This window comes from Streptomyces sp. NBC_00086 (genome assembly GCF_026343255.1).
Lineage (GTDB): Bacteria > Actinomycetota > Actinomycetes > Streptomycetales > Streptomycetaceae > Streptomyces.
The window spans coordinates 1,157,732-1,171,014 of sequence record NZ_JAPELZ010000001.1 but is presented as its reverse complement, the minus strand read 5'-3'; the positions used below and the strand labels follow the sequence as shown (position 1 = coordinate 1,171,014).

Annotated in this window: 11 protein-coding genes; 6 read left to right on the top strand and 5 right to left on the bottom strand. The window is 72.4% G+C overall.

Annotated elements, in window-relative coordinates; translation table 11 throughout:
* Nucleotides 1-97 precede the first annotated feature (97 nt).
* Entirely contained in the window at nucleotides 98-1,552 is a 1,455-nt protein-coding gene (locus tag OG276_RS05380) for a YfcC family protein (protein ID WP_266912543.1), read from the bottom strand.
* Between the two features lie 104 nt (nucleotides 1,553-1,656).
* Nucleotides 1,657-3,117: a M20/M25/M40 family metallo-hydrolase gene (locus OG276_RS05375; protein WP_266903252.1), complete on the bottom strand. Its 1,461-nt coding sequence runs from the start codon at nucleotides 3,115-3,117 to the stop codon at nucleotides 1,657-1,659.
* Nucleotides 3,118-3,477: 360 nt separating this feature from the next.
* On the opposite strand from OG276_RS05375, the gene OG276_RS05370 reads away from it, so the two are divergent.
* A complete protein-coding gene (locus tag OG276_RS05370; protein WP_266903250.1) occupies nucleotides 3,478-4,062 on the top strand; it encodes a hypothetical protein in 585 nt (194 codons plus the stop codon).
* A 208-nt stretch (nucleotides 4,063-4,270) separates the two neighbouring features.
* Nucleotides 4,271-5,050 carry a DUF4239 domain-containing protein gene (locus OG276_RS05365; RefSeq protein ID WP_266903248.1) on the top strand — a complete coding sequence of 260 codons (780 nt, stop codon included), beginning with the start codon at nucleotides 4,271-4,273 and terminating at the stop codon, nucleotides 5,048-5,050.
* A gap of 52 nt (nucleotides 5,051-5,102) precedes the next feature.
* On the opposite strand, the gene OG276_RS05360 is transcribed toward OG276_RS05365, so the two are convergent.
* The 3 genes from OG276_RS05360 to OG276_RS05350 form a co-directional block, all read right to left on the bottom strand.
* A complete protein-coding gene (locus tag OG276_RS05360) occupies nucleotides 5,103-6,287 on the bottom strand; it encodes an MAB_1171c family putative transporter (RefSeq protein WP_266903246.1) in 1,185 nt (394 codons plus the stop codon).
* Nucleotides 6,284-6,841 carry a toxin-antitoxin system, toxin component gene (locus OG276_RS05355; RefSeq protein WP_266903244.1) on the bottom strand — a complete coding sequence of 186 codons (558 nt, stop codon included), beginning with the start codon at nucleotides 6,839-6,841 and terminating at the stop codon, nucleotides 6,284-6,286. Before OG276_RS05355 ends, OG276_RS05360 begins: the two co-directional genes overlap by 4 nt.
* Nucleotides 6,842-6,905: 64 nt before the next feature.
* Nucleotides 6,906-7,574, bottom strand: coding sequence for a helix-turn-helix transcriptional regulator (locus OG276_RS05350; RefSeq protein WP_266903242.1), 669 nt, complete (start codon nucleotides 7,572-7,574; stop codon nucleotides 6,906-6,908).
* Between the two features lie 225 nt (nucleotides 7,575-7,799).
* On the opposite strand from OG276_RS05350, the gene OG276_RS05345 reads away from it, so the two are divergent.
* The 4 genes from OG276_RS05345 (at nucleotide 7,800) to OG276_RS05330 (ending at nucleotide 13,221) form a co-directional block, all read left to right on the top strand.
* Nucleotides 7,800-8,789 (top strand): helix-turn-helix domain-containing protein, encoded by a 990-nt coding sequence (locus tag OG276_RS05345; protein WP_266903240.1) that lies wholly within the window; start codon nucleotides 7,800-7,802, stop codon nucleotides 8,787-8,789.
* A 64-nt stretch (nucleotides 8,790-8,853) separates the two neighbouring features.
* A complete protein-coding gene (locus OG276_RS05340) occupies nucleotides 8,854-10,203 on the top strand; it encodes a 6-phospho-beta-glucosidase (protein WP_266903238.1) in 1,350 nt (449 codons plus the stop codon).
* A gap of 116 nt (nucleotides 10,204-10,319) precedes the next feature.
* The gene (locus OG276_RS05335; RefSeq protein WP_266903236.1) at nucleotides 10,320-12,398 is read left to right on the top strand and encodes an MDR family MFS transporter; all 2,079 of its coding nucleotides are present in this window, start codon (nucleotides 10,320-10,322) and stop codon (nucleotides 12,396-12,398) included.
* A gap of 163 nt (nucleotides 12,399-12,561) precedes the next feature.
* The gene (locus tag OG276_RS05330; protein ID WP_266903234.1) at nucleotides 12,562-13,221 is read left to right on the top strand and encodes a GPP34 family phosphoprotein; all 660 of its coding nucleotides are present in this window, start codon (nucleotides 12,562-12,564) and stop codon (nucleotides 13,219-13,221) included.
* The last annotated feature ends 62 nt before the right edge of the window (nucleotides 13,222-13,283 follow it).

The following is a 13,283-nucleotide window of genomic DNA, read 5'->3' as shown; positions in this document are numbered from 1 at the left end:
TTGCCTGGCCGACCGGCCTTCCAGGCAGCAACGCACGCAGGGGCGCGACCCGTTGGGGTCGCGCCCCTGCGTGCGTTCCCCGCGGCGTACGCCGCCGTCACATCGCGGCGCCCAGGGCCAGGAACCCGCAGATCAGCACGAAGAGGATGCCGAGCAACGGCCAGACGAAGCGCAGGTACTTGTCGTAGCCGACCTTGGCCAGCGCCACGCCGCCGATGGTGACGGCGGTGGTGGGGACCCAGAGGTTCATCCAGCCGCTCGCCGACTGCCAGGCCGTCACCATCAGCGCGCGGGAGACGCCCGCGAAGTCGGCGAGCGGGGCCAGGATCGGCATGGTGAGCGTGGCGTGCCCGGAAGTGGAGGGGATCAGGAAGGCGAGCGGGAGGTTCACGAGGAACACGATGATCGCGAAGATCCCGGACGAAGTCCCCTTCACCACACCCTCGATGGAGTGCAGCACGGTGTCGGTGATCTTCGAGTTGTTCATGATGACCGTGACCCCGCGCGCCAGCATGATGACCAGGGCGGGCGAGATGAAGTCGGCGGCCCCCTGGATGATCGTGGAGCTGAGCTTGGCCTCGCCCATCCGGGCGACCAGGCCGATCAGCACGGCCGCGCAGATGAAGAGCGCCGCCAACTGGGCGAAGGACCAGTCCAGTTCCCAGGCGTACGGGGCCGCGTCCGCCTTGCCGGTCAGCGCGCTCGACCAGGGCACCACCGAGAAGATCATGAAGGCGAAGACGAGGACCAGCAGGACCAGCACGGTCTTGTGCAGCCGGGTCAGCTCCGGTTCCACCTCCTCGGCGCCGGTGGCCTTCTGCTCCCGGTCCCCGGGCAGGAACCCGCAGATCGACTTGGAGGGGTCCTTCTGGACCCGTCGGGCGTACCGGATCACGTAGAGGACGGTCACGGTGGTCAGCACGATCCACATGAGGAACCGCAGCCCGATCCCGTCGCCGAGCGAGATGCCGGCCGCCGAGGAGGCCACACCGGTGGCGAAGGGGTTCACCGTCGAGCAGAGCACGCCGACGCCCGCGCCGAGGATGGCGGCGCCGACCGCGACCAGCCGGTCGTAGCCGAGGGCCAGCATCATCGGTACCAGCAGGCCGTAGAAGCCGAGGGTCTCCTCGGCGAAGCCCTCCACGGTGCCCAGGATCGAGAAGACCACCATCACGGCGGCGATCAGCAGCGCCCCGCGGTCGCGCAGCCGGTGGGCGAGGAGGGCGATGCCCCGGTCCAGGGCCCCGGTGGCGAACACGACGGTGATGAAGGCGCCGATGGCGAGCACGAAGAGGAACACGCCCGCACTGCCGTACAGATCGCCGCTGAAGGTGGGCCCGACCTCGCCGGTCTTGGGGTCCTGGAGGCCGTAGAGCCCGTTGACGGGGGAGAGGAACAGGTCGTTCAGGCGATCGGTGAAGCTCTGGGTGCCCTCGACCCGGTGGTAGGTGCCGGACACGGGGGCGCCGCTGTCGTTGCGGTCGTACTCGCCGGCCGGGACGAGGAAGGCCAGCAGCCAGATCGCGACGGTGACGATGGCCAGGATCGTCAGCGCACTGGGGAAGGAGAACTTCCGCGCCGGCGGCGGCCCTTCCGGCGGTACGGGCGCGGGTGCGGCCGGCGGCGGGGGAGCGGCCGGGGGCGGGGTCGCGGTGGTCACCGGGCGCCTCCGGCGGGGTCCTGGGCGGCGGCCCCGTCGCCGACAGCGCCGAGGTCCGCGCCGAACGCTGCGCCGGGGTCCGCGCCGGGGTCCGCGCCGAAGTCCGCCGCGTACTCCCGGACGAAGGCGGCCATCGCCACCACCGTGTTGCGCACCTCCGACAGCAGCACCCGCTCGTTCGGCGCGTGCAGGTTGCACATGCTGTCCTGTGCGCCGAACAGCAGCACCTCCGCCCCCGGAGCCGCCCGCGCGAGGCCGTTCACCAGCGGGATGGAGCCGCCCGTGGCCACGTAGGAGGCCTCGGTGCCCCAGGCCTCCTTCAGCGCGGTCAGCGCCGCCCGGTACGCGGGCCCACCCGTCCGCGCCTCGAAGCCGGGGCCGGTGTCGCCCGGGGTCACGGTGAGCGGGATCCCGAAGGGCCGCTGCGCGCGCAGGTGTTCCACGAGCGCGGTCCGGGCCTCCTTCGGGTCCTGGAGGGGATGGAAGCGCAGGTTCAGCTTGGCCCGCGCGTACGGGACCACGGCGGAGGCGGCGCCCGCCACGTCCGGGGCGTCCAGCCCGATGACGGTGACGGCCGGTCCGCTCCACAGCCGCTCGCCGAGCGAGCCGGTGCCGATCAGCGGCAGCCCGTCCCGGACGGAGGCCAGCTCGCGGAACTCCTCCTCGGTGTAGGTCGTTCCCTCCCAGGGATCGCGGCGCAGCCCGGGCACCGCCACGTCCCCGTGCTCGTCGTGCAGGGTGGCCAGCGCCCGGAGCAGGACCAGCAGGGCGTCGGGGGCGGCTCCGCCGAACTCCCCGCTGTGCCGTGCCTCCGCGAGCGTGCGCACCTCCACCATCACCTCGCAGGCCCCGCGCAGGCCGGTGGTCAGGGTCGGGGTGCCGGGCCGCAGGTTGCCGAGGTCGGCGATGACCATCGCGTCGCAGGCGAACCGGTCCGGATCGGTGGGCGGGTAGTCGTCGAAGGGGCTGCCGTACTCCTCCTGCCCCTCGATCACCAGCTTGATCCCGACGGGCGGCCGGCCGCCGTACACCCGGAGCATGCCCAGGTGCGCGATCACGTTCGACTTGTCGTCGGCGATCCCGCGCGCCCGCAGGCCGCCGGGGACTCCGGCGACGGGCGTCGGCTCGAAGGGCGGGGAGAGCCACAGGGTCGGGTTTCCGGCGGGCTGGACGTCGTAGTGCCCGTACAGCAGGACGGTCGGTGCGCCCGGGTGCGGGGGCGGGATCTCGCCGTAGACGACCGGGGCGGTGTCGGGCAGGTCGATCCGCTCGATGGTGGGGACGCCCGCCTCGCGCAGCAGGGAGACGATCAGGTCGTGCGCCTCCAGGACCGGCTCCGGCGGGTACCCGGGGAAGGCGACCGAGGGGATCGACGCGAGCCGTTCCAGGTCGGCCCGCAGGCCGTCCATCAGGGCGTCGACCTGTGCTTCGAGGTTGTGCGAGCCGTCCGCGTCCACCTGCCACCGTCCCTGTGCTCCCCGGGCGACCCCGCTGAGCTGCGGGATCGGGTTCTCCGATCATCGGCGGGGAGGGCGGGCCGCGCCGTGGCGGAGTGGGCCGGGCGGGTGAACGCCGGCCGCGGGGGCCTGGGGTGCGCGGCGGCGCGGTGGAGTGGTGCGCGCGGGCGCGCCCGCCGGTACGGGCGGGGCGGGGTCCGGTCCGGATGGGGCCGGGCGGGCGACCGGCAGGGACCCGCTGTGGCGCGAAGTGGGCTGCCGAGGGCTGATCTTGACCTGTCTGGCGCGTATCGAACCACCGCCGTGATCGTTTCTTCAGGCGTAGCCCTCATCCCTGCTGCGGAATCGGGAGAACGCGCGGTGACCGCTTGGCAGTACTTCGCCGGGGCCGGCCTGGTGGCGGCGCTCTGCCCGCTGCACGGTCACGTGGCGGTCGCCGGAGACGGCCACGGCCGCGGCGCCCGGGTCGACCTGTGCGTACCGGCCGGGTCGCGGCCACGGCCGCCCGCGGCGCCGCCGTCGGCCTCGACGCCCGCTCCGGTCCCGGCCGTACGGCCGACCGCCCGGGTGCTGCTGCCCGGCCCGGCCGGGCCGACGGCGCGCCACCCGGGGCTGGGGCCGCTCGCCCCCGCGCAGCCCGGGCCGGCGGCGGAGCCCTCCCCCGGGCCGACGGCGCAGGCAAGGCCCGCGCAGGCGCAGCCGCGGGCGGCCGCGGTGGAGGAGGCCGGGGTCCCGCAGCCGGCTCCGGGCGGAGCGGTGGCTCCGCACCGGGTCGCAGCGGGGGCGGGGGCGGCGGGGCGGTTCCACGTGCGCCCGTACCACTCCGCGGCTCTGGCGCGGCGCGGTCCGGACGGCATGTCCACCCTGATGCTCATGGTCGTCGTCACGACCCCGGCGGTGCTCGCGGCCGTCGCGCTGCGGCCCCGCTCCAGGAGCCGCGGCTAGTGCTGTGGCCGGAAAGGTTCACCGGGGCGCGACGCCCGGCACGGCACCTCGCCGCGTTGTCGGACCGGGCAGGTACGTCCGGTACGAGCCCCGGGCCTCCGCCTTGCGATGCACCGCACCGGACGCCGCGCCCCGGCAAACCTTCCCGGTCACGGCACTGGTCGCGCCCCACGTTCAGTCCGCTCATCTCGACCTACGGAGAACCCTCGTGTCCGAATGGCTGGTCCTGGCCATCGCCATGGCGCTCGTCTGCGCCCTCGTCCTCGCCTTCACCGCGATCCGGCACCGCCGGGTCGCCGACGACGAGGACACCAGCGAAACCCCCGACGTCCTCGAATACATGGTGATGATGGTCGGCGTGGTCTACGCGATCGTGCTCGGTCTGGCCATCGCGGGAGTCTGGGAGGCGCGCGGCGCCGCCGAGGACAGCGTGCGCCGCGAGGCCCAGTCCCTGTACGAGGTGACCCAGCGGGCCGATGTCTATCCGGCCGCCGTCCGCGACCGGATCCGCGGCGAGGTCAACGCGTACGTGTCCCACACCGTCAGCGTGGACTGGCCGCGGCTGACCTCGGGGGCGCCGGTGTCCCCGGAGAGCGGCGAGCTGCTCGGCAAGCTGCGCAGCGACGTCACCCACCAGAGCCCGGGCAACGAGCTGCAGGCCCAGGCCTATCAGCCGCTGCTGGACCACATCGCGGCCGCCGACGACGCCCGTCACGAGCGGACGCAGAGCGACGAGTCCACGCTGCCGGGGGTGGTCTGGCTGGGGCTGGTCGCGGGCGGGCTGGTCACCGTCGGGCTGATCTTCACCCTGCAGATCCGGCGGTCGGGGCGGGAGCTGCTGCTCGCGGGCCTGTTCAGCGCGCTGATCGTGTTCCTGCTGTTCATGGTGTGGAGCTTCGACGCGCCCTTCGGGCGGGACGGGATCGACTCGGCGGCGCCGTTCCAGGACCTGTTCCCGTCCCTGCCCCTGGCTGCCGCCGGGCGGTGAGCGTACCGGGCCTCGTACCGGGCCTCGTGCCGGGGCGCGGGGCCCCGCGGGCTCAGCGCCCCGACAGCGCCGCCTGCCGGCGGCATTCGGCCACCACCGGCGAGTTCCGCAGGGCGTGCGAGATCCGTACGAGGTCGCGCGGACCGTCGGTGGCCGGCGGAGCCCCGTCCTCGCTGGCCCCGATGACCCGTCCCTCGGGGTCGGCCGCGCGGGCGCGCACGGCGGCGGCGACCATGGCCGCGTCGGCGACGGCCCGCGCGGTCTCCTCGTCGGCGCCGGCGGCGAGGGCCCGGGACAGGGCCGTGTCCCGGTAGTCGCGGTCGAAGTACGGTCCGAGGTGCAGGAAGCCGTCGTGGATGTCGGACTCGCGCTGGATGACGCGGATGTCGGCGGCGGCCCACCAGGACATCTGGACGCCGACGGGGGTTTCGGGCGCGGAGATCCGGACCTCGTGCCACAGCGGGCCGAGCCGCCGGTACGTGGACCAGTGCTGCCAGCTGTCCGAGAGGCGCTGGCAGAGCAGCGGCAGGACGAAGCCGACCGCGCTGACGAGCGCGCCGAGGGCGGCCAGCGGCGGGGCCACGTAGGTGCTCAGGTCGTCGAGCTCGGGGCCCATCCCCACCCAGCGGCCGATGACGGCGCTCAGCTTGGCGGCGTCGTAGCTGAGGTTCAGGACGTAGCCGACCACGATGATCATCAGGCCGGTCCGGAGCCACCCGCGCACCTGCAGGGACCAGCGCCAGCACATGGCGACCATCACGAAGGCGGCCACGTTGTGCGCGAGCAGGTAGAGGCCGATCATCGGCCCCAAGTACGGGGTGTTGGCGTAGAACGTGTCGAAGTCGCGCAGGCGCTCGACCGGTGCGTCACCGAGGAGGAAGAGCGTCATCAGGGTCGCGGTGACCGTGCCGTAGCCCAGGATCCACCGGCGTGAGATGCGCCGGGTCTGCTCGGGCGGTCCGCCGCGCCAGTTGATGATCAGGACCAGGCAGGACGCGCTGAAGGCGCTCATGAGGCAATAGACGAAGGGGGCCGAGAAGTTGGTGATGCCGGTCCAGCGGTTGACCGCGGAGATGGTGGGCGGGGCGGCGAAGGTGAAGACCGCACCGGCCAGGGTGAGCAGGGCGCAGACCGATCGCAGCAGCGGGTCACGCCAGTTGTGCCGTAGGGCCGGGAGCTTGAAGGCGAGTGCGATCGCCAGGGCCGCGGCCGGTATGTAGTAGTCCTTGCCGTTCAACGGTCGTTCCTGTGCCCCCGGTATCCGAGCGACGCCTCGATGCGGCCCGCCAGTTGATCTCGCTGTGCCGGTGCGCGGTGGCTCGCCGACCCGGCGAGCCAGTTCCTGCACCTGCTGCCCAGCAGCAGACCGAAGGTTTCCGCTTCGCTCTCCTCCCGGACGTCGGCGCGGGTGCGCGCGGCCACGCGGCGCACGGTCTCGCCGATGTCGGCCTCGTCCGAAAGCAGCCGCGCGGCGACGGCGGCGCCGTCGACGTGGTGACTGCAGTGGCCGGCCTTCATGTGCCACAACTCATGCCCGAGGATCACCAGTTGGTGGTCGGGCGCGGTGCGTTCCTCGATGACCACCAGATCGCGGTCCGCCATGTCGAGCCACAGGCCGCTGGCCGTCCCCGGCGGGAACGAGGCCATCCGGAACTCCACCCGGCGGCCGCGGTGCTTGCTCATGCCCTCGCAGAGGGCGGCGTAGAGGTCCACGGGCTCCACGGGCGCGGTCAGGCTGATGCCTGCCACCAGCTCCCCGCACAACCGCCGCTGCTCTCTGCCTATGCTCACCGTTCTCCCCGTCGGCGCGGATCCGGATCAGGACTCAAGGATCAGACCCAGACTTTCGACTGGGTCAGGATTCGTTCGGTTTGACGCTTTCGAGAAGCATGTCCAGCCATTCGGTCACCTTGTCCCGGTGCTTGTCGCTGGGCAGTTGGGCGGCGCGCCAGGCGATGCCCCGTACGCCGTGGTTCTGGAGAAGTCTTGCCAGCGGATCGCCCGCCGAAGCGGCCGGGGCGGATGCGGTTTCCCGCGCACGGCCCGCGAAGTCCTGGAGCAGCTGTTGCTCGGTGCGCTGGAGGGCGTCCGTGAGCGCGTCTGCGTCGTGGGCGGTGAGGAATCCGGCATGCACCCCGAAGAAGCGCTGGATCGCGTCACAGTGTTCCATGGTCGGCCGTCTGTCGCCGTTGATCAGGGCCCCGGCCTGCTGGCGCGACATGGCGGCGCCGTCGGCGATCTCCTGCTGCGTGTAGCGGCGGCCGTTGGGCTTGACGCGGGTGCGCCGAAGGAGGTCGAGGCGCTGGAGGAACCGGGTCTGGAGATCGGGCTCACCGGCGGGCCGGCCGTCCAGCAGGCTCCGCACCACGTCGGCGGGTACGCCCGAGGCCTCGGAGAGGCGGCGCAGGTCGAAGACCTGGTTCAGGTCGCGGCCCAGCTTGCCCGCGAGTTCTGCGACCCGCGTGACGGTGGCTGCCAGGAGCGTGTTGGCCACCGCGACGGGAGCCGGGAAGCCGTCTGTCACCAGTGGTTCTCCTAGATCGCGCGAGGTCGGGGTACGGGCACGTGGTCGGCTCCAGGAATCTATCCGGTCTCTGTCTGTACGGCTAGAACGTGCCACATCTGTGGCGGGATCGAGCTGCCCAGAGGCTGGAATTGCCACAATAGTTGACACTCGAATGAAGTCGGTAGCAGGATCGCCACACGGAAATGAAGATCCAGACCGTAATAAAGATGGGGGGAGCTCTCGGTGCCACATCTCGCAGCGGTGGGCCCGTCCGAAGGGCTCGCCCACATCGGTGGGGAGCGCCTCGCGGGCGAGGAGTCCGCACGCGGCGCCGTGCGGTCGGAGCGACGCAAGGAGATTTTGCGCCAGCGCCGGGAGGAACTGGGGCTGAGCCAGGAAGACCTGGCGGCGCGTTTGCGCATCAGCGTGCGCGCGTACGGGAACTGGGAGCGCGGCCTGGTCAAGGAGTGGACGGACCGCAAGCTGCTCGCCCTGGCCGAGGCCCTGGAAATGAGCGAACGGCAGTGCTTCTGGCTCTTCCGGATCATGGTCGACCGCGACCCGCCGCCCACCTGGCGCGCGGCCGAGGACAGCCGGCTGCCCGACGATCCGGCGCAGCGCGACTACCTGTGTGACTACGCGGCCCTCATGGAGGCCGTGCCCTACCCGAGCTTCCTCGTGGACCACCGCTGGGACGTGGCCCTGACCAACTCGGCGTTCGACCGCCTCTTCCAGTCGGTGCGCCCGCATCCGACCGCCCTGCCGGACGACAACTTCCTGCGCTTCGTGCTGTTCCACCCGGACGCCGCGGCCGTGCTGGAGGACCACGAACCGGCCTGGTGCGTACCGCTGCTGGCCCGGTTCGCGACCGCGCTGGCCGCCGCCCCCGACGACGAGGGGCTGCGCAGCATCCGCCAGGAGGTGGCCCGTGACCCGTTCATGGAGGCCGCCTACCGGTACGGAGTGCCGCACTGGCTGACGACCCACGGGGCCGAGGCCGCCGAACAGGACGGCGCCGTGCGCACCGTGCGCCACCCGGACCCGGGCTGGGGCCTGGTGCGCTGCCGGATGGTGGCGGAATCCGGCCCGATGCTCGACGGCATGGGGCTGACCCGGATGACCCTGGTCCTCTCGGCGCCGCAGGGCCGGCCGACGGGTCCGCTGCCGGGCGGTCCGGGCGCGCAGCCGCACCGACTGCCGCGGCTCAGGGCCGTGCCGTCGCCGGTGGACTGATCCGGCGGGGGAGACTGGTGCCACGAGACCCTGGCACCGGAGCACTGCGAAAGGCGGTAAGGGCGTGCGGCTGACGATCCTCGGCGGGGGCGGATTCCGGGTACCGCTCGTCTACGGAGCCCTGCTCGGCGATCACGCCGAGGGCAGGGTGTCACACGTGACCCTGTACGACGAGGACTCCGGCCGGCTCCGCGCCATGGCACGAGTGCTCGCGGACCAGGCCGCCGGGATCGCGGACGCCCCCGCCGTCACGGCCACCACCGATCTCGACGAGGCCCTGCGCGGCGCCGACTTCGTGTTTTCGGCCATTCGCGTCGGAGGGCTCGAAGGGCGGGCCGCCGACGAGCGGATCGCCCTGGCCGAGGGAGTGCTGGGCCAGGAGACGGTGGGCGCGGGCGGGATCGCGTACGGCCTGCGGACCGTGCCGGTGGCCCGTGAGATCGCGCGCAGGGTGGCCCGTCACGCCCCCGGGGCGTGGGTCATCAACTTCACCAACCCGGCCGGGGTGGTCACGGAGGCCATGGCCGAGGAGCTAGGTGACCGGGTCATCGGCATCTGCGATTCGCCGGTCGGGCTCGGACGGCGGATCGCCCGGCTGCTCGGCGCCCGGCCCGAGGACGCCTGGATCGACTACGTCGGCCTCAACCACCTGGGCTGGGTGCGCGGGCTGCGGATCGGCGGGCGCGACGAACTGCCGCGGCTGCTGGCCGACGCGCAGGCGCTGGAATCCTTCGAGGAGGGCAGGCTGTTCGGGGCCGAGTGGCTGCGCTCCCTCGGCGCGATCCCCAACGAATACCTGCACTACTACTACTTCAACCGCGACACGGTACGGGCCTACCAGGAGGCCGAGCAGACGCGCGGGGCGTTCCTGCGCGACCAGCAGCGGGGCTTCTACGCCGAGGCCGGGCGGCCGGATCAGGCGCCCGGGGCGGCGCTGGCCGCCTGGGACCGGACCCGGGCCGAGCGCGAGGCGACGTACATGGCCGAGAACCGCGAGGTCGCGGGCGTCGGCGAGCGCGAGGAGAGCGACCTGGAGTCCGGCGGGTACGAGAAGGTGGCCCTCGCCCTGATGCGCGCCATCGCCCGGGACGAGCGCGCCACCCTGATCCTGAACGTCCGCAATCGCGGGACCCTGTCGGTGCTCGACGCCGAGGCCGTCATCGAGGTGCCCTGCCTCGTGGACGCCAACGGGGCCCACCCGGTCGCCGTCGATCCGCTGCCGCTGCACGCGGTGGGCCTGGTGACCTCGGTCAAGGCCGCCGAGCGGGAGGTCCTCGCCGCGGCGGCGAGCGGATCGCGGGCTGACGCGGTCAAGGCCTTCGCGCTGCATCCGCTGGTGGACTCCGTCGGGGTGGCCCGGCGGCTGGTGACCGGGTACGCGGCGGAGCATCCGGGGCTGGGCTACCTGCGCTGACACCCCGCTCGCCCGCGCCCCGTACCCCGTCCACCTGCGGTGAGGGCGCCCGCGCCCCTGACCGGATGGGCTAACGCCGCATGCGGCCGGGCGGGGGCGCTGTGAGAGTGCGAAGTGTGACCACAGCCGAAGGTGCAGCCCCCGCCCTGTCCGCCGCGGCACCACCCGTGCTCGACCGGCGATCGCGCAACATCGTGTTCGGCACGATCATGCTCGGCGTGCTGCTGGCGGCCCTGGACCAGACGATCGTCGGCACCGCACTGCCCACGATCGTGGCGGACCTCGGCGGCGGCGACCACATGTCCTGGGTCGTGACCGCGTACCTGCTCACCGAGACGGTCGCGACCGTGCTCGTCGGCAAGTTCGGCGACCTCTTCGGCCGGAAACTGATCTTTCAGGTCTCCGCCATCGTCTTCATCACCGGTTCGTTCCTGTGCGGCCTCGCGAGCAACATGACCCTGCTCATCGTGTGGCGGGGCATCCAGGGCATCGGCGCCGGCGGGCTGATGGTCACCGCGATGGCCCTCATCGCAGACGTGGTCCCGCTGCGCGAACGCGGGAAGTACCAGGGCGCGATCGGCGCCGTCTTCGGCGTCGCGACGGTGATCGGGCCGCTGCTCGGCGGACTCTTCACCGACCACCTGACCTGGCGCTGGGCGTTCTACGTCAACGTGCCGATCGCCATCCTGGTCGTGGTGGCCGCCGCGAAGACCATCCCCTCCGTGCGCGCCGTCGGCAAGCCGGTCATCGACTACCTGGGCATCGCGATGGTCGCGATCGGCGCGAGCGCGCTGATCCTGGCCACGAGCCTGGGCGGGAACGAGTACGCCTGGAGCTCGCCGCTCATCGTCGGGCTCTTCGTGGGCGGCGCCGTGGCGCTGGCACTGTTCTGCCTGGTGGAGACGCGTGCCGCGCAGCCGATGCTGCCGATGCGGCTCTTCCGCAACCCCGTCTTCTCGGTCTGTTCCGTCCTCAGCTTCGTCGTCGGCTTCGCGATGCTCGGCGCGATGACCTTCCTGCCGACGTACCTGCAGTACGTGGACGGGGATTCGGCCACCGTCTCGGGCGTACGGACGCTGCCGCTGGTCATCGGCCTGCTGATCGCGTCGGTGTTCAGCGGCAACGTCACCAGCAAGACCGGGCACTACCGGATCTTCCCGATCGTCGGCTGCGCCGTGATGGGCCTCGGGCTCTACCTGCTGTCGCGGATGGGGCCGCAGTCCGGCGCCTGGCTGGAATCCCTGTACATGTTCGTCCTCGGTACCGGGATCGGCCTGTGCATGCAGGTGCTGACCATCGCCGTGCAGAACACCGTGGACTACGCCGACCTCGGCACCGCGACCTCGGGCGTCACCTTCTTCCGTACCCTCGGCAGCGCCTTCGGGACCGCCGTCTTCGGCACGATCTACGCCAACACCCTGAAGCCCGCGCTGGCGAAGGCGGTCGAGGAGGCCGCGCGCGCCACCGGACAGGACCCCCGGCAGCTGGCCGCGGCGGCGCAGAGCCCGCAGGGCGTGCACGGGCTCGATCCGGCGGCGGCCGGGCCGGTCATCAACGCGTACGCGGACACGCTGCACACGGTGTTCCTGTGGACCGTGCCGGTGGCGGTGGTCGGATTCGTCGTCGCGCTGTTCCTCAAGCAGGTCAAGCTGCGCGACAGCGCGCGGGCCGGTTCCACGGACATGGGCGACGGCTTCGGCTCGCCCGCCACGGCCTCCGGGGACTCGGCGAAGCTGCTGGAACTGGCGGTCGGCAAGCTGGTGCGCAGCATGGGGCCGGAGACGGCCCGCGGGATCGTGAACTCCTCGGACACCCGGCTGGACATGGCGGGGGCGTGGGCGGTGATGCAGGTGGACCTGATGACCCGCACCGTCGGCTACGCGAGCCTGGGGCTCATCGCCTCGCGCCGGCACCTGCCCCCGGAGGTGTTGCTGCCGGTCTTCGAACGGATGGTGGACGAGGGCTACATGGAGCGGCAGAACGGCTTCTACACGCAGACCCCGGCGGGGGATCGGGAAGCGGGCGTCATCTCGGACGCGTGGGCCAAGTGGCTCGGTGACCAGCTGGAGAAGGACCGGGGGCGCCCGCGCAGCGCGGAGCTGCGGGCCGCGGCGGACGCGATCGCGAAGCGGCTGCTGGCGGAGGACCTGGGCGACGGGAACTTCGCCCCGCGTGCGATGGCGGGGCGGCCGTAGGGCGGACCTGGGAACTCGGACCTGGGAACTCGGATCTTGGAACTCGGACCTGGGAACTTCCCGTCGGATGTGGACGTCTGATGGGGAAACAGGTTCCACGGGTTCTGCAGGTTCTGCTGGTTCTACGGGTTCTACGGGTTCTACGGGTGCGGGGGGTGCCGGGATGCGGATCACACTGGCTGAGGAGATCATGCTGCTGTCGCTGGACGACGAGTCCGGGTCGGTCAAGCAGCGGCAGTCGGTGGGCTGGGCCGTGGCGGGCGCCCTCCTGCTCGAACTGGTGCTCGCGGAGCGGGTGCGGGTCTCGGGCAAGTACCTGGAGCTGGTGGACTCCCCGCCCACGGGGGAGGAACTGCTCGACGGCCGGATCGAGGCGATACGGACCTGGATGCGCGGCCGGAGCAAGCGCCGGGTCGGCGAGTGGCTGACGAAGGACCAGGCCAAGGCCGTCGGCGCGGCCGTGGAGCGGCTGAGCGGGCGCGGGGTGGTCGTGGAGGAGCGGCGCAAGGCGCTGGGGGTGTTCCCGGTGCGCCGCTACCCGGAGGCCGACGGCACGATCGAGCGCGAACTGCGCGAGCGGCTCGCCTCCGCGGTCTCCAAGGGCGCGGAACCGGACGAGCGCACCGCGAGCCTCATCACGGTCATCCACGCCGCCGGCCTGCACGCTCTGGCCTTCCCGGGAGCCCCGCGGAAGGAGATCACCGCACGCACGGCGGCGATAGCCGACGGGCAGTGGGCGGCGGAGAGCATCCGCGCCGCGATCCGTGACATGCAGATGGCGATGGCCGTGATCACCGTGGCCACGGTGGTGAGCGTGAGCTGACGCCCGCCACCGCGCCGCGCCGGGCCGGACCGGACGGCCGAGGTCCGTACGGGCTCGGACCC

What these genes read in the sequence shown, in the direction of transcription:
- OG276_RS05330 (WP_266903234.1), top strand. Translation starts at nt 12,562, where the DNA reads ATGCGGATCACACTGGCTGAGGAGATCATGCTGCTGTCGCTGGACGAC.